The 20,138-nt window shown below is 65.3% G+C and carries 15 protein-coding genes and 1 pseudogene; 10 read left to right on the top strand and 6 right to left on the bottom strand.

The window, feature by feature from the left end:
* Positions 1-59: 59 nt before the first annotated feature.
* From CA951_RS13515 to CA951_RS13500, 4 genes are all read right to left on the bottom strand, one after another.
* A complete protein-coding gene (locus tag CA951_RS13515; protein WP_087557334.1) occupies positions 60-1,526 on the bottom strand; it encodes an APC family permease in 1,467 nt (488 codons plus the stop codon).
* 61 nt (positions 1,527-1,587) lie between these two features.
* On the bottom strand, positions 1,588-2,799 hold the full coding sequence (locus tag CA951_RS13510) for a cytochrome P450 (protein ID WP_179220195.1): 1,212 nt from the start codon (positions 2,797-2,799) through the stop codon (positions 1,588-1,590).
* A 56-nt stretch (positions 2,800-2,855) separates the two neighbouring features.
* Positions 2,856-3,302, bottom strand: coding sequence for a flavodoxin domain-containing protein (locus CA951_RS13505; RefSeq protein ID WP_087557332.1), 447 nt, complete (start codon positions 3,300-3,302; stop codon positions 2,856-2,858).
* 55 nt (positions 3,303-3,357) lie between these two features.
* Entirely contained in the window at positions 3,358-4,641 is a 1,284-nt protein-coding gene (locus CA951_RS13500; RefSeq protein ID WP_179220194.1) for an FAD-dependent oxidoreductase, read from the bottom strand.
* 551 nt (positions 4,642-5,192) lie between these two features.
* Between CA951_RS13500 and CA951_RS13495 the strand changes: the two genes are divergently transcribed.
* The 7 genes from CA951_RS13495 (at position 5,193) to CA951_RS13465 (ending at position 15,198) form a co-directional block, all read left to right on the top strand.
* Entirely contained in the window at positions 5,193-7,271 is a 2,079-nt protein-coding gene (locus CA951_RS13495; RefSeq protein ID WP_087557330.1) for a hydantoinase/oxoprolinase family protein, read from the top strand.
* A gap of 2 nt (positions 7,272-7,273) precedes the next feature.
* Positions 7,274-9,031: a hydantoinase B/oxoprolinase family protein gene (locus CA951_RS13490; protein WP_087557329.1), complete on the top strand. Its 1,758-nt coding sequence runs from the start codon at positions 7,274-7,276 to the stop codon at positions 9,029-9,031.
* A gap of 140 nt (positions 9,032-9,171) precedes the next feature.
* Positions 9,172-10,320, top strand: a complete 1,149-nt coding sequence (locus CA951_RS13485) for a saccharopine dehydrogenase family protein (RefSeq protein ID WP_087557328.1) — start codon at positions 9,172-9,174, stop codon at positions 10,318-10,320.
* A gap of 64 nt (positions 10,321-10,384) precedes the next feature.
* The gene (locus tag CA951_RS13480) at positions 10,385-11,428 is read left to right on the top strand and encodes a 3-keto-5-aminohexanoate cleavage protein (protein ID WP_087557327.1); all 1,044 of its coding nucleotides are present in this window, start codon (positions 10,385-10,387) and stop codon (positions 11,426-11,428) included.
* Between the two features lie 114 nt (positions 11,429-11,542).
* Positions 11,543-12,481, top strand: a complete 939-nt coding sequence (locus CA951_RS13475; protein ID WP_087557326.1) for an NADPH:quinone oxidoreductase family protein — start codon at positions 11,543-11,545, stop codon at positions 12,479-12,481.
* A gap of 291 nt (positions 12,482-12,772) precedes the next feature.
* On the top strand, positions 12,773-13,561 hold the full coding sequence (locus CA951_RS13470) for an enoyl-CoA hydratase-related protein (protein ID WP_087557325.1): 789 nt from the start codon (positions 12,773-12,775) through the stop codon (positions 13,559-13,561).
* A gap of 98 nt (positions 13,562-13,659) precedes the next feature.
* Entirely contained in the window at positions 13,660-15,198 is a 1,539-nt protein-coding gene (locus CA951_RS13465; protein WP_179220193.1) for a class I adenylate-forming enzyme family protein, read from the top strand.
* Positions 15,199-15,260: 62 nt separating this feature from the next.
* Here the strand turns inward: CA951_RS13465 and CA951_RS13460 are convergent, their stop codons facing one another.
* A complete protein-coding gene (locus CA951_RS13460; protein WP_179220192.1) occupies positions 15,261-15,956 on the bottom strand; it encodes a TetR/AcrR family transcriptional regulator in 696 nt (231 codons plus the stop codon).
* Positions 15,957-16,251: 295 nt separating this feature from the next.
* Here CA951_RS13460 and CA951_RS13455 point away from each other — a divergent pair, with 295 nt between their 5' ends.
* The 3 genes and pseudogenes from CA951_RS13455 (at position 16,252) to CA951_RS13445 (ending at position 17,821) form a co-directional block, all read left to right on the top strand.
* Complete coding sequence (locus CA951_RS13455; protein WP_179220191.1) at positions 16,252-16,998, top strand: TetR/AcrR family transcriptional regulator; 747 nt, start codon at positions 16,252-16,254, stop codon at positions 16,996-16,998.
* 92 nt (positions 16,999-17,090) lie between these two features.
* A pseudogene (locus CA951_RS13450) lies at positions 17,091-17,416 on the top strand (NAD(P)(+) transhydrogenase (Re/Si-specific) subunit beta); the annotation flags it as partial.
* Between the two features lie 57 nt (positions 17,417-17,473).
* Positions 17,474-17,821 carry a cupin domain-containing protein gene (locus tag CA951_RS13445; RefSeq protein ID WP_087557321.1) on the top strand — a complete coding sequence of 116 codons (348 nt, stop codon included), beginning with the start codon at positions 17,474-17,476 and terminating at the stop codon, positions 17,819-17,821.
* A 1,074-nt stretch (positions 17,822-18,895) separates the two neighbouring features.
* Here CA951_RS13445 and CA951_RS13440 read toward each other — a convergent pair.
* The gene (locus CA951_RS13440) at positions 18,896-20,116 is read right to left on the bottom strand and encodes a cytochrome P450 (protein WP_179220190.1); all 1,221 of its coding nucleotides are present in this window, start codon (positions 20,114-20,116) and stop codon (positions 18,896-18,898) included.
* Positions 20,117-20,138 lie beyond the last annotated feature (22 nt).

Here is a 20,138-nt window from a genome sequence, read left to right as displayed (position 1 = left end):
GCAGGGGAGTATCTGCTCGCCGGGACGAGTGCGCCGCCGGTGAGCCCCGGTCGGTCCGGTTAGCGGTCGGTTCCGCCGAGCCGCTGGAAGTCGGCGGGTCGTTTCGCTTTCATGACTGCGGCGGTGATCAGTCCGGCGAGGAACGATCCGGCGAGTACGAGGAGCAGCACGGTGTTGGTGTCCGATTCGCCGGCGACCAGGTCGAAGTTCGCGAGTGCGAATCCGACCAGGGCTGACATCACGATCGCCGAGGTCAGGGGGGCGATGAGGGTCGACCAGACGTTTTCGCCGGTGTGTGTGCCCTTGCGTCGGAACCAGACCGCGACGGCGATGCTGACCAGGGCCATCAGGACGAAGACGCCGGCGTTGCCGAGGCCGGCGAGTTGTGCGTACACCACGGACGGGTCACTGCCGGCGAGGGCGAAGAGGCCGACGCCGATCAGGGCCAGCGCGGAGATCGCCGTCGAGGCGCGGTAGGGGGAGCGGTGGCGGCCGTGTACGGCGCTCAGGCCGCGGGGGAGGGCACCGTCGGCGCTGAGGTTGAACAGGTAGCGGGTCGACGCGTTGTGGATGGACAGGATCGCTGCCAGCACGGCTGTGACGACGAGGGTGGTGGCGAGGTTGCTGAACCATACTCCGACGTATCGGTCGGAGGCGAGGGCGAACATCCCTGCGGTGTCGGTTTTCGCGACATTTTCTGCCGCGCCGCCGAACGCGATGACCATCACCCAGACGGTGACGGTGTACAGAATTCCGATGAACAGGACGGCGATGTAGGTGGCGCGGGGGATGGTCCGGTGGGGGTCTTTGACCTCGTCGCGGTAGAGGGCGGTCGCCTCGAAGCCGATGAACACGAGCATGGCGAACAGCAACCCGACCCAGACCTGCCCGCCGGCGAACTCGGAGACGTTGAAGGGCGCGAGAGTCGGTCCGGACTCGCCGCCTTGGCCGACGACCGCGACGTTGAAGATCATGACGATGGTGACCTCGACGAACATGACCCACATCAGGACCTTGGCGGAGACGTCCACGTTGAAGTAGCCGAGTGTGCCGATGACCACCCAGATGACGAAAGCGCCTGTCCACCAGGGTATCTGCGGGCCTCCGTACTTGGTGATGAGATCTGTGACGGTAATGCCCGCGAAGCAGTACACCCCCATGCCGATGACCGAGTACGAGAGTGTGGCAAGGAATGCGGAGGCGAGGCCGACATGGCGACCGAGGCCCTCGGAGATGTAGGCGTAGAAGGCTCCGGGGCGGGGCATGTGCTTGGTCATCGCCATGTACCCCACCGAGAAGACCAGCAGGACCGCGGTCACGATGAGGAACGCCACGGGGGCGGTGGCCCCGGACGACATGATCGTCAGGGAGAAGTAGCCGGCAAGGCAGGTGAGCGGGGACGAGAACGCCAGGACGGAGAGGACCAGCTGAGTGGTGCCCATCTGGCCGGACAGGCGGCCGGGCGAGCTGTCGGGCGAGCTGTCCGGGGGAGTGGGTGGTCGAGTGTGCGTGGCAGTGGCTTCCATGGCGATCGTTGTCTTTCGTGTGGGCCGATGGTACGACCTCGTGCGAGCGATGACACTGCTGTCAGGACAGGCGGACGGTGAGTCCTTCGCAGTTGCGGTGGCGGTCCGAGTTCGTCCACACGGGCTCACCGACGATCTCGACCGCGGCGTACCGCTCGGCGATGACGTCGAGGACTGCTCGTAGTTCGGCGCGGGCCATTGCCTGGCCTGCGCAGTTGTGGGTGCCGACCCCGAAGGCGATGGCCATGCTGGCTTCCTTGGGCCGCTGGTAGTCGAATTCGTCCGGGTTCGGGAAGACGTCCCGGTCGCGCAGGGCCGCACCGAGGACGAACCGGATCCGGGTGCCGTCGCCGGGCACCGTGACTCCGCCGATCTCGAGGGGTTCGGTGGTGAACCGGTCGAGAGCGACCTCGGGCAGGGAACGCCGGAAGATCTCGTTGATGATCGCGTCCCGGCTGTCCGGGTCCTGCTTGTACACCGTGAACACGTGCGGATTGTCGGCGAGGTCGACCAGGGCGGAGGCCATCACGTGCCCGGGGTTGTGTGCTGCCGATCCCCACAGGATCTGGATCGATTCCTTGAGTTCGCGTTCGCTGAGCCGGCCCTCGTCGACGGCGGTGATCATCTCGTCGAGCAGCATCCCGTCGCCGCGGTGGCGGCGTTTGGCTTCGATGAGCCGCTCGGCCTGGAACATCATGTATCCGAAGCCCTCATGGGCGCGGGTGATCTCATCGGAGGTCGGGTTCCATCCCATGGACATCATGGTCAGGTTCGTGGCGTGGATGTAGGGGAAGCCGTCCTCGGTGGGGATGCCGAGTGCGTGGGCCATGGCGTCCTGGGCCGGTTGGACTCCGAGGGCGCTGTGCGCCTCGATGAGACCGTCGGCTCCGACCCGGTCGAGAGCGGCCCGGGCGCTGTCGGCGGCAGTGTGTCCCCACTTCTGGACGGCCTTGGGGGTCAGCCAACTGGCGAACGAGCGACGGATGCGCCGATGATCGTCACCTTCGGTGAGCAGCACCGAGTGCAGGTTCGCCGCCCACGGGCTGTCGCCGATCCCGTCCGGTGGAACCGACAGCAGGGAGGGGTGCTTGGCGAACCTGACGACGTCCGCGTATTTGCTGACCACGACACTGCCGTCGTCGAGGACCAGGACCGGCTTCTCGGTGAGAAGGCGGTCGAACCAGGGCCACGGGGCCCGGACGAACTCCGGATCCTCCCAGGGCAGGTAATCGGCTTCCGAGGGGCGCTCGGTGAGAGTGGCATTCTGGCTCATGAGCTGATCACTTCCGTCCGGTGGCGATGAGGATGGGGGGCTGGTGAGAACACGCATCACAGGGCGTCCACGACGGACTTGGCCCAGGTCACCGCGCCGTCGGTGAAGGATTCGCCGCTGACCGCGTCGTGGCGTCCGGTCTCACCGATCTGGCGTGCCCCGAGTGCGGCGAGGTCGGCGGTGAGGACGTCGATCGCGTGGTTGTAGGTCTCGTAGGTGCTGTCGCCGAGCCCGAACGCGGCGAACCGGAGATCGGACAGATCGGGGCGGGTGTCGAGGATTGCCCGCTGGAACGGTTCGGTGGTGGCCGGGAGTTCACCCTCGCCGTACGTCGAGGTGATCACGACGATGGTTCCTGCGCGGGGGAGGTCGGCGATGTCGAAGTCCTCCATCGCGACGGTTTCGGCCTTCACGCCTGCGCCGGTGAACGTGTCGGTGATGTCGTCGGCCACCAGTTCGGCGTTGCCCGATTCGGTGCCGAACAAAATCTTGATTGCGGTCATGGGGTAGCGGTCCTTCTTGTCGTATGAATGCGGGATGCGGGATGCGGGTGCGGACCTAGGAGCTGCGGCCCGCGGAGTGCGCGATCGCGACCATCTCGTCGAGGTTGGTGATCTTGCGGCGGCAGCGGTGTGTGTCTGCTGCGCTGCGTTCGGCTTCGTCGATCGCCAGCCAGCCGTCGAAACCGACGGTGGAGGAATGTAGTTGCGGCAGAACGGTTGCCAAGCCGCCGGCACCTTTGGGGGGGATTCGTCCGTCGGCCAGGTCGGCGACGATCGACCGTGCCACCGTCTGCGCGTGTTTGCGGTTCTCGGCGATGTTGCCGCGGCCGTTGCGGTCGAGCCACCCGACACGGTAGACGTGGGCGCCGGACCACGCCGCCACGGGGACGTCGTCTCGGGTGTCGTCGGTTTGGCAGAAACCGATGGCGGTGATGACGGTGTCGGCTGCGTACGAGTCGGTCTCCCCGGAGGGGCCTGTGACCTCGAGAACGGTGCGCGTGTCCTGGTGCCGGATCCTGGTGGGAATGGTGTCGAAGTGCAACGTCAGCACGGTGCGATCGGCCGTGTCCACGCTGGTCGTCTTCTGTACCGCTGCGCGCAGAAGATCCACCACCGGGCCGTCCTCGGAGTCGCCCAATCCCTCCACCTGCACGGCGAGCGTGTCGATTCCGCACAGTTCGCGCAGCATGGCGAGGTCGAATTTGGCGTTCGAGGCCGGTGACCGTCCGATCACCCGCACGGTTTTCGGTGGGGTGGGCCTGAGCAGGTCGAGGGCCCGATCGTCGATGTCCGAGCCGGTCAGGTGGTGCGACGCCTTGGTGAGGAGACGCACGACGTCGACTGCGACGTTGCCCTGGCCGACCACGATGAGGTCGTCGCCGAGTTCGCCGTCGAGGGGTTCATTCGCCAGCGCAGCTTCCTCCGGGAACGCATTGAGGGTCCGAAGTACCCGGCCGGCGCCCACCACGTGGGCATCCTCGTCGCGAGGAATTTCGAGTTGACGGTCGCTCGGTAGTCCGGTCGCGATGACCACGACATCGAAGGCGCTGGTCAGTTCCTCGAAGCTGATGTCCACCCCGATCCGGGTGTTCCCGACGAAGGTGACCGCGTTGCGTTCGAACATCCGATCGAACTGCCGTGCGACCGCCTTCGTGCCCTGATGGTCGGCCGCGACGCCGTAGCGAACCAGCCCGTACGGAACCGGGAGCGCTTCGAAGACGGTGATCTCTGCATCCGCACGCTCCTTGCGCAGGAACTGTGCGGTGTAGCAGCCGGACGGGCCGCTGCCGATGACGGCAACGGTCGGGCCGAGTTGCTCGACTGACTGGCTGGCGGGCACGGATTTTCTCCTCGCGATCCTGGGGCGCATCGGCCTCGTGAAGCGGTGCTGCAGGCAAGGGGCGCGTCACCCGATGCGGAAGCCGGAAACCTGCCCGTAACAAAAAGTGACCCGCGCCATACTTGCGAATGAATGTTAGCTTGAGTTTGCGGGATGCGCCACTGCCGGATCGAAAATGCTGGGCGTCGAGGTGCGGCGGTGCGCACCCACGGCGATCGCTCGATCGAGCGGACCGGGTCGCCGGCCGAATCGAGAGGACGCAGGTCTATCAGCGGCGATGTCACCTCATCGACACGTCGCACGGTATGCCGGGCGGGTTCCGCCGGACCTTCGGCGCCCTGGGGGTAGCCGAAGCGGTGGCCTCGAGGAGTGGCCGCTCTTGACATTGTTGATTAAGGGTCATTAAATAGTTTCAGCGACACGAGAGGTGATCCAGATCTCCTCTACCGCGCCTCGGTAGGAAGTCGGGCGCGACTCGTGGGGTCCGAGCGCCGGCCCCTCCCGTCACAGCCGGGGTTACGAACCAGACATGAATCTGCAGGGAGAGCTCGATGGGTTTCAAAGTCTCCGCCGACACCGGTGGAACGTTCATCGATGTCGTTGTTCAGGACGCCGCATCGGAACAGGTGATCGGCAAGTCCCTCACCACGCATGACAGGGTCTTCCGTGGTCTGTCGGCCGCGCTCGAGGCGGCGGCGCAGGAGATCGGGCTGACCGCTCGGCAGGTTCTCGCGGACACCGACCTGTTCATCTACGGCACCACCCGCGCGACGAACGCCATCATCACGCGCAACATCGCCAAGACCGCGCTGCTCTCGACCGAGGGGTTCGAGGACGTCCTGCTGTTGAAGGAAGGCGGCAAGCAGGACGGGTACGACTTCACCAAGCAGTACCCCACGCCGTACATTCCCCGCAGCCACACCTTCGGTGTGCGGGAACGGATCAACTCCGAGGGCCAGGTCGTCGTCGAGCTCGACGAGGATCACCTGACCGCGACCATCGCAGCGATTCGTGAGGGTGGTTTCGAGGCGGTCGCGGTGTCGCTGCTCTGGTCCGTCGTCAATCCCGATCACGAGTTGCGCGTGGAGAAGAAGATCGCCGAGCTGTGTCCGGACCTGCCGGTGACGCTGTCGCATCAAATCGCGCCCATTGTTCGCGAGTACCGCAGAACGTCGGCCGCCGCGATCGACGCGTCCCTGAAGCCGTTGATGCAGCACCACTTCCGGCAGCTCGAGCAGGATATTCGCGAGTTCGGTTACCAGGGCACCATCCTCGTCTCGACGAGCATGGGCGGGGTGATGAACATCGACGAAGTGATCGAGTCGCCGATCCACACCGCGCGCAGTGGCCCGTCGATGGCCCCGCTGGCCGGCCTGAACTACTCGCAGCTCGAAGGCCTCGGCGCAGACATGATCGTCGCCGACACCGGCGGAACCACCTTCGACGTGGGCCTGTCCCGCGACGGCGCGGTCGTACACTCCCGCGACACCTGGCTCGGCCCGGAGTGGGAAGGCGACCTGCTGGGCATCTCCTCCGTCGACATCCGCTCGATCGGCGCCGGCGGCGGCTCCATCGCGTGGATCGACGAGGGGGGGCTGCTGCGTGTCGGACCGCAATCCGCCGGTTCCGAGCCCGGTCCGGCGTGCTACGGCAACGGCGGAACCGAGCCCACCCTCTCCGATGCCGCCTGTGTGCTCGGCTACTTCGACCCCGAGTACTTCCTCGGTGGCCGGATGACGCTCGACGCCGCCGCCGCAACCACGGCGATCAGCACGCTCGCCGACAAGTTCGGAATCAGCGTCCACGAAACCGCCTGGGGCATCCTGTCCCTGGCGAGCGAGGCGATGGTCAAAGCCGTCCACGAAATCACCATCGCGCAGGGCCTGAACCCGCAGGACAGCACGCTCGTCGCCGGCGGCGGCGCCGCGGGAATCAACATCATGAAGATCGCGGCAGAACTGGGCACCCAGCGCATGGTCCTGCCGAAGGTGGCCTCCGCCCTCTCGGCGTCGGGCATGCACTTCGCCGACATCGTCAAGGAGGAGTCGACGGCCCTGATCACCTCCTCGGACGCGTTCGCCGCCGACGGGGTCGACCGTGTCCTCGACGCCCTCGAACTCCGGCTCGACGACTTCGCCCGACGTTTCGGTGGCGAGAGCCCGGACTACACCGTCGAATTCGGTGTCGAAGCCCGGTACAAGTCGCAGGTGTGGACGATCGATCTGCCCCTTCCCTCACACCGCGTCCGCGGGGACGGCGATCAGGCCACCCTCTTCGAGATGTTCCACGACCTGCACGAACGCATCTTCGCGGTGCGCGACCCAGGGTCGGCGATCGAGTTCCTCAACTGGCGGGCCCGGGTGACGATCAACCTTCCCCGCGTCGAGCACGACCATCCGGCCGCGCAGGCACACCTCGGACAGGCGAGCAGCTCGCGCGACTGCTACTTCGGCGACGCCGGCACGGTGGACACGCCGGTGTACAAACCGGCCGACCTGACTCCCGGAACCCTCGTGAGAGGCCCGGCGATCATCGAAGAACCCACCACGACCCTGGTCGTCTTCCCCGGGATGTCGGCGACGGTCGCCGATTCCGGCAACTACCTGCTTTCGATCGGCAACGAGGAGTGAAAATGAGCGAGACACGGTTCGACGGTGTCCGCACCGCAATCATCGCGAACAAGGTCGACGGCATCGTCCGCGAAATGACGAACACCCTGCTGCGGACCGCGCGGTCCGCCGTCATCAACAGCGCCCGGGACTTCTCCTGCGCCATCCTCACCGCCGACGACGAACTGCTCGCCGCGGCCGAGGCGATCCCGGTGCACGTGTTCGGCGCCCAGCTCCAGGCCCGGGAACTGCGGATCGCCCATCCGAACATGCGTGAGGGCGACGCCTTCCTCGACAACAACCCCTATGTGGGCAACTCCCACGCAGCCGATCACACGATCCTCGTCCCCGTCTTCGTCGACGGCGTGCACATGTTCACCGCGGTCACCAAAGCACACCAGGCCGACGTCGGAAACTCGATCCCGACGACCTACCATGCAGCCGCCAAGGACGTCTACGAAGAGGGCGCCGTGATCTTCCCGACGGTGAAGGTCCAGTCCGACTACGAGAACATCGACGACATCATCCGCATGTGCCGGAGCCGAATCCGGGTGCCGTCCCAGTGGTACGGCGACTTCCTCGCCTCGATCGGCGCAGCCAGGGTCGCCGAACGACGACTGAAGGAACTGGTCGACAAGTACGGCCTCGACACGATCGGCCAGTTCACCCGCGACTGGCTCGACTACAGCGAGAAGGTCATGGCCAAGGCCATCGAGGACCTCCCGGCCGCGACCCTGCACAACTCGGGCCGCCACGACGCCTTCGATCCGTACCTGCCTGAAGGACTGGACTTCCAGGTCGGCATCGACATCAAACCGCAGGACGGTCTGATCCTCGTCGACCTGACCGAAAACGGCCCCAACGTCGACTGCGGCCTGAACCTGACCGAGGCCACCACCCGGGCCGCGGTCTTCGCCGGCATCTTCAACGCCATCCCGGCGTCGGTCCCCAAGAACAGCGGCGCGTTCCGGCGCGTCCAGATCGACATGAACGAGGGATCCGCGGTCGGAAAGCCGCGGTTCCCGCACAGCTGCTCGGTGGCCACGACCAACGTCACCGACCGGCTCATCAACTGTGTCGGCTCCGCCTTCGCCCAGCTGGGGGAGCCCTACGGTGTGGCCGAGGGCGCCGTCGGCGTCGGCGCCGGCTATGCGGTCCTGTCCGGGCACGACCAGCGCTCGAACGACGAGTTCGTCAACCAGCTGTGCATCACCGCCAACGGCGGCCCCGGTAGCGCCCACGCGGACGGCTGGGTCACCTACGGTGTCCCGTGCACCAGCGGCCTGATGTATCGCGACTCGGTGGAAATCGACGAGATCAAGATGCCGATCATGTACAAGCACCTGCGGATGGTCCCCGACACCGGCGGAGCCGGAAAATACCGGGGCGGACCATCGTTCGAGTATGCCTACACGCCCAAGGATGCGCCGATCTCCCTCATCTACCCGTGTGACGGGCAGATCACCCCCTCGAAGGGCGTGAGCGGCGGCGAGGACGGGAGAACCGCGTCGGCATGGCTCGAAGCAGCAGACGGCAGTCGTCGCACACTTCCGAACGCTGTCGACATCGTGCTTCACCCAGGCGAGACGATCCACGGATTCGACGCCTCCGGTGGCGGATACGGTGCACCGTTCGAACGCGATCCCCGGCTCGTCCTCGAGGACGTCCTCGAAGGCTGGGAAACACCCGAACACGCCACCGCAACCTACGGTGTCGAATTCACCGAGACCACCGGCGGTCTGACCGTCGACGAACAGGGCACGGCGCGCCGCCGTGCATGAGTAACCGGAAGAATTTTTCAGCTCTCCCAGTACAAGCCGGCCCGGTCGGGTACCGGCGTGGGCTCAGGTGGTGTTCAGGACCCCCGGCACGAACGGACTGTCGATAGGCAGCGAAGCCTCAACGAAAGAAGAACAAGTAGATGACTAAGCCGACAGTGGTCGTCCTCGGCGCGGCCGGTGCGCAGGCATCGGGCCTGCTCCGCGGATTCGGCCGAACCGAGACAGACCTCGAACTGGTGCTGTGCGACCGTGCGTGGCGCGACGACGCCCCGCTCGAGGTGGGCACCCAGCAGGTACACCGAGTACTGTTCGACCTCCTCTCCGAGCCGGACAAGCTGCGTGAAATCCTCACCGGCGCAGACTTGGTGGTCAACCTCACCGGTCCCTACTACACTCTCGGCCCGATCATCTTGGATGCGGCCATCGAGGCGGGAACCAACTACCTCGACATCTGCGACGACGCCGATGCCACCGAACTGCTGCTCCAGCGTGACCAGGCCGCCAAAGCAGCCGGGGTGACCGCACTCATCGGAATGGGCTCGGCACCGGGCACCACGAATGTCCTCGTCCGGCTCGCACTCGATGCGCTGCCCGCCGGCGACGCCAGCGCATCGATCACCTGGTGCGTCGATGCCAAGGACATGGTCGGGGCGGTCGTCCCGCACTTCGCGCACTCGTTCAGCACCGCCGTCCCCGAATTCGGAGGCACCCCCGGCTGGGAACTACTGGCTCCCGAGCGGGTGAGCTTCCCCGAGCCGGTCGGTGAACAGCTGGTCGTGACGCTGAGTCATCCCGAGGTCCTCACACTTCCGCGCTTCACCCGGGTGACCACGGCCCACAACAAGGGCGGACTCATCCCGGAGGACTTCACCCACCTGGGCTGGTCGGTGTCCCGCCTTCCCCACGGCCCCAACCGAACTGCGGCCATGCACACCATCTTCGAGGCCGCCCTCGCCGGGCACAGCGAACGGGAGCCCGTCGGATCGGGTCTGATCGTCGATGTCCGGGTCGGCAGCGACGGCATCTCATTCCTGTCGGGGGGCCAGATGAGCCAGGACGACGCCACCGGCACTCCCGCCGCGGCCGGCTCACTCGTGGCACTGCAAGGAAAGGTCCCCGGCCCCGGCGTGGTCTCGCCGGAGGTGCTCGAACCGGCGGACTTCTTCACCGCCCTGCGCGAAGTCTCCGCCGGCGGCGGCGGCATGACCGCCTACCGCACCCGCGACGGCGAGATCGTCGAACACGTACGAATCCGCGACCTGCTCACCCTCGACGCAGTAGCACGCTGACCTGACAACAATCTCAGACGCTGACGCCGCCTTGGCGTACGGCGTCGATCAGAAAGGAAGAACAATGGCGAAAATTGACTGGGACCGAGTCTCTCGTGGTGTTGCCCGCGATCAGGAGAAGATGATCTGGCGCCCCTACGGGATCCCCACGGTCCTCGATCTCGAGAACTCGGCCTTCCACGACGCCCCGATCTCCGCACCGTGGGACGTCCCGGAGAAGCTCGTGGTGTCCGTCGCGATCACCGGCGCGTTCTTCAAGAAGGACCAGAACCCGAACCAGCCGATTACTCCCGGCGAGATCCACGAGTCGGCCCGTGAGGTCACCAAGGCCGGTGCGAGCACGGTGCACATCCACGTCCGCGACGACGCCGGCTACAACGTCCTGTCGCCGGATCGGTTCCGTCAGGTCATCAGCCCCCTGCGGGAAGAATTCCCGTCACTTGTCGTCGACGGGTGCCTGGTGCCGGCACTCGACGGTGAGTGGGAGTTGATGAAGCAGGTCCTCAACGAGGGCGTACTGGACGCAGCCCCGATCAACACCACCGCCACCTACATCGGTGACTCGCTGTTCGTCAAGCCCGCCCCGATCATGATCGAGAAGGTTCGCCTGATCAACGAGGCCGGTTCGAAACCCGAGATCGCCGTCTACACCGACGCCGACGTCTCCAACGCCGACCGATTCCTCATCAAATCGGGTCTCATCGACACCCCTGCCGTCTGGCTGATCCTGCCCGCGCTGCCCGGCTGCAGCCCGATGGAAAACCCCCGTCAGATGATCGAAAGCCTCACCCGCACAGTGGCATCGATCAAGGACATCGACCCCGATGCCTTCATCATGGTCTGCGCCGCCGGCCGCGCCTCCTCCCATGTTGCCAACCTTGCCGCTCTGATGGGTCTGCACATCCGGGTCGGTATGGAAGACACCTACTGGCTCTGGCCGCACCGCCCGGACAAGGTCGAAAGCAACCTGCAGGCCCTGCAGATCGGCCAGACGATCTCGCAGGCCGTCGGCCGCCCCGTGGCGACCCCGGAGGAATACCGGGCGATGCTCGGACTTCCCGCCCAGAACGCCCACGCCGGCAAGATCCCGGCCGGGCAGACCACCTAGGCGTACACCGCCGTGTAGGTCATCCGCGGGTGGGGATCACGCCGCCAACCGGCGTGATCCCCACCCGGCCCCTACGGACAAGATCGGAGAACCGAGTTGCGAGCAGTGTGTGTAGTGAAGTTGGAGGGCCCGTCCGCCCTCGAGGTCCTGGACCGGGGCACTCCGATGCGCGCCGCCGACGAGGTCCTCGTCGAGGTCAGGGCGGTCGCTCCCGCCTTCCCCGATCTGTTGATGTCGCAGGGGAAGTACCAAGTCAAGCCACAGCTTCCGTTCACCCCCGGCTCGGATTTCGCCGGAGTTGTCCTGGAAGGCCCGGCAGGGTCGGAGTTCGTACCCGGCACCCGAGTGGCAGGGTGCCTGAGCTACGGCGCCGCCGCTGAACAGCTGTCGGTCACCGAGGATCGTCTCTACCCGATCCCCGGCGAGATGAGCTTCGTCGATGCCGCGGCGATTCCGATGAACTATCTGACCTCGCACTTCGCGCTGGTGACTCGCGGGAACCTGAGCAAGGGGGACTCGGTGATGGTGCTCGGCGCCTCCGGTGGCGTCGGGCTGGCCAGCATTCAGGTCGCCGCCGGATTCGGCGCACAGGTCATCGCCGTCGTGTCCGACGACGAACGCGCCAAGGCCGCACTGGAAGCAGGTGCACACCATGTGGTGCTGCGCGACGAAGTTCCCGACAAGGCCCGCGAGATCACCGGGGGGCGCGGCGTCGACCTGGTGGTCGACGTGGTCGGCGGCGACATCCGCAACGCACTCGGGTCTCTCGCTCCCGGTGGCCGGGTCATGGCCGTGGGATTCGCCTCGGGCGAGATCCCGACCGTGAAGGTGAACAGGCTGCTGCTCACCAACACCGACGTGCGCGGAGTGGAGTCGGCCTACCTGTGGGAGGCGGGGATCAGTCGCGCCGCCTGGGACGACCTGATGACCCTCAGCGGTGACGGCTACCTCAAACCGGTCGTCAAGGTCGGCGGCGACCTCGACGACTACGGCAGCGCACTCGCAGACCTGGCCGCGCACAGCGTCGTCGGACGAGTGGTCCTGACGGTGTAGCAGGCATCGATGAGCACGATTGTGCGGCGGGTTGAATCCGCGGCCTGGCCCGGCGACGTGCACCGCCGGGCCGTCGCCGCAGCATTCAACCGGTGGGCGGCCCGGTCCCGATCGAGCCGACGACCTCTCCGCCCCTGCATGTCAAGACAGGTCGCTGCCCTGGGCAACTCGCAGAAGGTGACGAAGAGCGTTGTACACGAACACTGTTCAGGACACAGGACCGTCGAGGCAGCCATCTGTCAGGCTGCCCGACCACCTCACCGACCGGCCACCACACCCGGAGGGCGAAACATGCCTGCACCAGACGAGGTCCGCACCGAGATCGACGGACCTGTCCTGATCGTTACTCTTGATCGTCCGAAAGCGAACGCCATCGACTCGCGGACCAGCAGGGCGCTCTACAACGCATTCGAACTGCTGCGTACGGACGATTCGCTGCGAGCGGCGGTACTGACCGCTGCCGGAGACCGATTCTTCAGCGCCGGCTGGGACCTGACGGCCGCGCACGCCGGAGAGCCCCCCGACGCCGACCACGGCCCCGGCGGATTCGCCGGCATCACCGAGCTGTTCGGACTCACCAAACCGATCATCGCGGCCGTGAACGGATCGGCGTACGGCGGCGGCGTCGAGATGATGCTCGCCGCGGACCTGGTTGTGGCATCGGACGCTGCGAAATTCTCACTCCCCGAGGCCCGCATCGGGGTCCTCCCGGATGCCGGTGGCGTGGTTCGGCTGTCGTCGCTGTTGCCCCGGCCGCTCGCGACGGAGTTGCTCCTGACCGGCCGCACCTTCACCGCAGCCGAGGCGCACCGGTGGGGGCTGGTCAATCGGGTGGTCCCGGCGGACCGGGTACTGGAGACGGCGAAAGAGCTCGCCCGGCAGGTGTGCGAAGCGGCACCGCTGTCGGTGGCGGCAACTCTCGAGATCATCGAGGCCACCCAGGGGCTGCGTGATCAGGACGCGTTCGAGGTGATGCGATACGCGCTTCCCACCGTCGCCCAAGTCTCGGCATCGGAGGATGCGCGGGAGGGCGCACGCGCCTTCATCGAAAAGCGTGCCCCCCAGTGGCAGGGATGCTGATGATACCCACACCACACCCGCTACCCACATCAACCGACGCCGGCACGATCCGGCGCCCGCGCACCATGCGCAGTGCGCGAAAATTCGAGGAGTCCACGGTGACGAAGCACCCGTACTTTGACGATCGCCCCATCCCTTTCCCCACCCTGTCTTCTGCGCTCACCCACTGGGCCGCGGCCACCCCCGATGCACTCGCGTTGACGACGTCCACCGTCGAGTTGACGTACGCGGCGTTCGCCGAGCACGTGGCACGGTGTGGCCGCTGGCTCGCGGACCAGGGAATCACGCCCGGCGACCGAGTGGTCGTCGTCGGTCACAACACCGCGTCGTGGGTCGTGCACTACATGGCCGTTCTCTCCCTCGGTGCGGTGATCGCTCCGGCCAACAACCGACTGAACCCGAGCCAGTTCGCCGACCAGGTCGCCCTGCTCGATGCCGCCCTCGTCCTGGCCGACGATGCCCACACCGAGATCATCGGTGACGTTCCCGCCGGCAAGGTCCGACTCCTGGCAGAGGACTACCTGACCGCGACTCCCGCGCCAGTGCCGCCGGTGGATCCGAACGCACTCGCCCTGATCAGCTTCACCTCGGGGACGACCGGAAAGCCGAAGGGCGCGATGCTGGCCCAGCGGGCGCTCGCCGAGGCCTCCTGGGCGTTCGCCCGGGTGCTACGGACCGGACAGCACGATTCGACCCTCGTGGTCGTACCGATGTTCCACAACACCGGATTCGTCGATCAGTTCGGGCACATGCTGATGCTGGGTGGACGCACGGATCTGCTGCACAGGTTCCGCACCCAGGACGCCGTCGCCGCCCTCACGGCCCGGCCGGTGACGTACCTGGCGGCGGTCCCGAGCCTCCATCGCCTCATCATGTTGGCCGACGGCGCCGACCGGGCGCTGGAGTCGGTGCGAGTGCTGCTCTACGGCGGCTCGCCCATGCCGGTCGCCTGGATCGACGAGCTTCTGGCGAAATGGCCCCGGATGCAGTTGTTCCACGGCTACGGGATGACCGAGTACGGCTCTGCGGTGTCCTTTCTTCCTCCCGAGCACGCGGAGAGCCGCGGTGAATCCGTTGGTTTCGCGGTTCCGGAAACACGGATCCGGATCGTCGGAGACAACGGCCAGGACGTCGAACCCGGCACGGTCGGCGAGATGTGGGTGCAGGGTCCCACCCTGATGCAGGGATACTGGCGCCAGCCCGCGCTCACCGCCGCCAAGATCAGCGACGGATGGCTGCGTACCGGCGACCTCGCCAGGCTCGAGGACGAGTTCTACTACATCGAGGGTCGCGTGGACGACGTGATCAACCGTGGCGGCGAGAAGGTCCTCCCAGCGCATGTGGAGGGGCTGCTGTCGGAGCTCGGTTCCGTCGGTGTGAGCTGTGTGTTCGGAATGGCCGATCCGGTCCTGCAGAACCGGATCTGGGCTGCTGTCGAGGAACGGCCCGGCCAGCTCCTCGACGAGGAGCATGCTCGGCGCGTGTTGCTGGAGAAGCTTCCCGATTATGCGGTCCCCGAGCGTATTACGGTTCTCAACCCGCTGCCGAGGACGGCGAGCGGCAAGGTGGACCGCCGCGCCGTCGCAGCACACTTCACCAAGCTGATCGACAACGGTGTGCTCACCGCTCGGCGCTGACACCGGTCGTCGTCACGAAGCCGGCGGCGCATACGCCCCCCCGGCTCGTGGCGACGACGGACTCAGTCGCCGGCCACCGGATCCGGTTGAGGCGTGCGGCGGGAGGCGACCCCGACCATGCGCCTGACCATTCCCTCGTACCGGTTGGCCACCGCCGGGACCGACAGTTCACCCCCCGGCTTGTACCAGGTGGTGACGTACTCGCACAGGGTGATGATGCCGAAGGCGGTGGTCTTGATGTCGTCCACCACGAACACCCCGTCGTCCACACCCTCACGAAGGATCGAACGCACCAGCGCCACGTAGTCCATCTGCATCTTGACCACCGGCGCCAGCTTCTCTTCCGGGATGTCGATCGACTGACCCTTCAACGTCATGGTCAGATCGAACGCCTGAGCAACGTTCGCCTGATTCAGCTGCCAGGTGACGTGCGCACGAACCAACTGGCTCAGCTTGAAGACGGGGTCGTCGTTGACAACGACGGAACCCCCCACATACGTGGTGAAATCCTCCATCGACCGTTGCAGTACCGACAGATACAGATCTTCCTTCGACGGGAAATACCAGTACAGGGCCGGCGGCGAAATGCCGAGCTCATCGGCGACAGCCTTCAGGCTGGTTCCTGCATATCCATGGGTGAGGAACAGTTGCAGGGCAACATCCATGACCCGGTCCCGGCCGACGTCGGCACGGTGCCCGCGGGAACCTCGCCGGGCCCGCTGGGTGCCACGGTCATCCGTACTGTTCGTCGACGTCATACCGGTCCTCGCCTCAGTGGTTTCCCCGCCCAGGCAGTCCATCACTCACAGCAGCGCCCGAGGGCCGCGAGATGAGCATCTGCACCAGAGCTTGTAATTAATGTTCGTAAGATTCATACCACACCATGGCTACCAGCGGTTTTGATTCCGATCCCCGAAGGAGTGACAGTATGGACGGTGTCCGAATTTATCGATGGAAAGACCCAGGCTGTCCCGGAGCTGGAGGGGTGATCGGTTCCTCGCCGGGGGCCTTCACCGACGCGAAGCTCCGCGTAGGCTCCACCAGAGGAGCCCTGTGGCCACAGATTGCGCGAGGGAGTCGACGATGCTGAGAATTGACGCGGCAGACGCCGTACCGGCCACGGCCGGTGCGGACCCGGCACACTCCTCGCCGCGTTTGCAATCTGCCGACGAATTGCGCGAGTACCTCGCGAAGGCCGACTGGACCGACATGGGCTATCGGCGCCGGCAAATTCTCGAGGCGTTCGTCGAGCTGGCGTGCGCGTACGGTTACGCCTCGGTTTCGATGAGAAACATCGGGGAGAAGGTCGGCGTGAAAGCGCCGAGTATCTATCGGCATTTCGAGCACGGCCGCGACGAAATCGTCACGGAGGCCTTTCGTTGGCACTTCTATCGATTCGCCTCCGCCGTCCTCGACGAAGTCGATGCGACCGATAATGTGGACGACTTCTGGAACGCCATGATCCGGGTCCACTTGCGGCGCCAGTTGGAGAGCCCGGAAAACAACTTGTGGGACATCCTCATGGCAAGCGACCGGATAGCCGGATTCCTGCCGTCCGAGACGCGAGCCGAGTACTACCAGTGGTTGGGGCTCTACGAGCGCATGTATGAGGCAGCCGCGATCGAGCTGGGCTACAAATTCGACGACGTAGCGAAGTTCGTCAAGGTCGTGGTGAAGGTACTCGACACCGCATCCGAATGGTGCCGATGGGATGGCACCGCGCGGGGGTTGAACCACTGCGTCGACCAGGCCACCGCCATCAGCCGAGCCCTGCTCGGCGTCGACCTCGACCCCGCGTGAGCAACAATCGAGGACAATCGTTGCCGTCGCCGGCATGACGCGAGACGTTACCTGTCCTACATCATGTGCAAGGAGATGAACGTCGACACCGTCGCCTCCCCGGCCATATGACCGTGCTGGTCGCCGAGGCGAAGGTCCCATACGACATCGTCCTCGAGATGGACGAGATCAACGATGACTTCGCCGCCACCACGGTCGTGCTGGCCGCCGAGGACCCCGGTAGCCCATCTCGGGTATGCCGGTTCTGAAGGTAGGGGAAGCCGCCGGCGTCGTCGTCTTCAAACGGTCCATGGCATCGGGCTACGCCGCTGTACAGAACCCCCTCTTCTTCCGCGACAACACTCAGATGCTTGTCGGCGACGCCAAGGCTCGAATCGACGACATCGTCGGCGCGCCGGCCCACGTCGCCCGAGTGTGACCGCGTAAAAGGTGCCACGCGGAAAACGCTGGACACACAACAGAAAGGAAGTACCACATGTCAGTTCCCACTCTCGCCCCGTACCTTTCCTCCGCACTCGATGCCGAGTTGGAGGAGTGGGGGCCGCTGCCGGAGGCAACGGGACCGGTCATGGCTACTGCCGGCAGCACGCTGTGGGAAGAGGGTGATGCCTCGGTGGGGATCTGGGAATGTGCGGCAGGGCCGTCCTATTGGAAGCTCGATACACATGAGCTCGTCCACATCATTGCCGGGCACTTGACCATCACTCCAGACGACGGAACGCAATTCACCCTGAAGACCGGCGATGTGGCACTCTTCCCACGCGGATGGTCCGGAACCTGGGAGCTTCACGAGACCGTTCGTAAAGTATTCGCCGTGTTCTGAAAACATCACGAGGAATTCTGAGCAAAAGCGGTGCCGCGCCCAGCTTCCCAGGACTGGGCGCGGCACCGCACACGCATTCGTGGAGTAGACCTGGACAGACCGGGATCCTTGTCGCTCCTACGAGATCGGCCCCTGGGCCTCGGTCGTGGTGGCCCTCGACCCGGATCTCTTGAATGTGTGATCGCACAGGGTATTGCTCTCGCTGCGGCGACGTCTCTCGAATTTCTGCGTTTTCCGCAGTCCCGATGCGTCAGGTGGGTGCCATCTGGGGGTGCGACCGAGGAGGACATGCTTGTGCACTTCGGAACGACAACGCGCCGGTTCATCGAGCGATTGGGTCAGGTCATCCCCGAATCGAACTGTGTCCCAGACGAGATTCGTATCTTGGCGAGCGCATACCCGCGCCACCGCTGAACCGACGGCCCAGGCGGTCCGACAGACCCCGACACCTTGTGGACGGGATCGGAGTGGAACAACCACCACGAGGAAGACGCTCTCGAATGTGGACTTCCGGGGAGCGGCGTGGAGAGCCGGCGTCGGAACGTTGTCGGGGTCGTCTCGATCGATAGCAGGAAGTACGGGCACCGGTTCCGAGGTGTGCGGGGTTCCAGTGGGCCCGACTTCGGCGAGGCCTCATCTCTTCGAACGAACAATCCATCCGGGCTGCCGGCCATCTCTGCGTTTGATCGAGGTCCCCCCCAGCGCACGTCATTGGCCGGGGATATCCGCGGCAGGGGGCGGTTGCGCAGAGAAGGCACGGTCGCTCGGAGCATTGACGTTCCTGATCTACACGAAGGTGGCGATGCACGCCACCGATGGATCGGGGTGCTCCACCTGATGCTTTCAACACGGTCAAGTGCCACATCACACGCCTGGCAGGTGATGGAGATCGTTGGCCCCGCTATCCCGCTCGACCACGCCGGCAGGGCGAAGGAACGTCGATGATCCTCGGGTCGACGGCATCCGGTCCAAGGCTGTCTCGGCCTCGACCGGATGCCGGTGCACAACCGGCTTCGTCGCGTTGTGTGACACCGCTATCGACGACGTCGGTTGTCTCGGAGAGAACCGCGGGGCCTACTCGACGAGGCGTAGCGTCAAAGACGTGAAGTGCCGCGAGAAGTCGGTGTTGTCCATCTGCGGTTCGTCGACGTGTTCGATGCGCCGGAATCGGTGCGCCAGCTGATCGAAGACCGCGCGCGCTTGAGCCCGTGAGATGTACTGGCCGGCGCACGTGTGGGGGCCCATACCGAACGAGAGGTTACGGCTTTCTCGTGGAGGGCGACTCACTTCGAAGGTATCGGGATTGTCGAACACTTCGGGATCGCGATTCGCGGCAGCGATCATGAACCTGACCTTCGAGCCGGTAGGTATATCGACGGATCGAATGGTGACAGGTGATGTAGTAACCCGATAGAAGCACAGTTCGGGTGGATCGAACCGAACGATCTCGTTGATGATCGAGTCCCGCAGATCGACGGATTCTCGGTAACGATCGTAGACGTCGGGCCTGGCCGCGAAGATGTTCAATCCTGCTGCGATCAGATAGCCCACGTCCATGTGCCCGAGACCGTAGAGCATCAATGCCGTAGCCCGTGCCTCGTCGATCGTGATTTCGTCGCGGTCGACCGCAGTGAGCAATGAATCCAGAAGCCCGTCTCCTGGATTCGCCTGCTTGTCAGCGATGAGCGCGTTGACCCGAATGCCCAGTTCGTCGAAACCGGCAGCAGCGCGGTCGACTGCTCCAGTCGCCGGCTTTGCCGCCATCATGGGCATTGTTTCGGACATAGCCTCCTGGACGTCGGCGTGATCGTCGTCGGGTACCCCCAGCACACGGCACATGGTTCGGTGGGTGGGGATGACCGACAAGTCGTGCCAGCCGTCGAGGATCCCATCGGGGGAGGAGTCGAGAATGCTGGAGACCACCGTTGCGGTCGTCTCGGTCCATCGATCGACGATCTTGGGTCCGAACCACTTGTTGGTCTGGCGGCGCAGCCGGGTGTGATCGGGCAGATCGCGCCCGATGACGGTGTCTCTGGCGACCGACCAGGGCCCTGCTTGTTCCCAGCCCGGTTCGACTGACATCGCCGGGTGTTTCCCGTACGCCATGACGTCGTGGTAACGAGACAGTACGTAGAAGCCCAAGTCGTCATAGATCAATGGGGCGTGGGCGAGTGCACGCGCGTACCAGGGATAGGGGTCGAGTGCGAAGCCGGGTTCGTCCCACGGAAAATAATGCCGCCCGGACGAGTCGGTTGGGGAAATCGACTCTGGGACAACGGTGTGGATGGTGTTCATCGTCGTCTGGGACCTTTCAAGA

The organism is Rhodococcus sp. NCIMB 12038, assembly GCF_002165735.1.
GTDB lineage: Bacteria > Actinomycetota > Actinomycetes > Mycobacteriales > Mycobacteriaceae > Rhodococcus_F.
The sequence above is the reverse complement of the archived record's forward strand: the minus strand, read 5'-3'. Positions and strand labels throughout refer to the sequence as shown.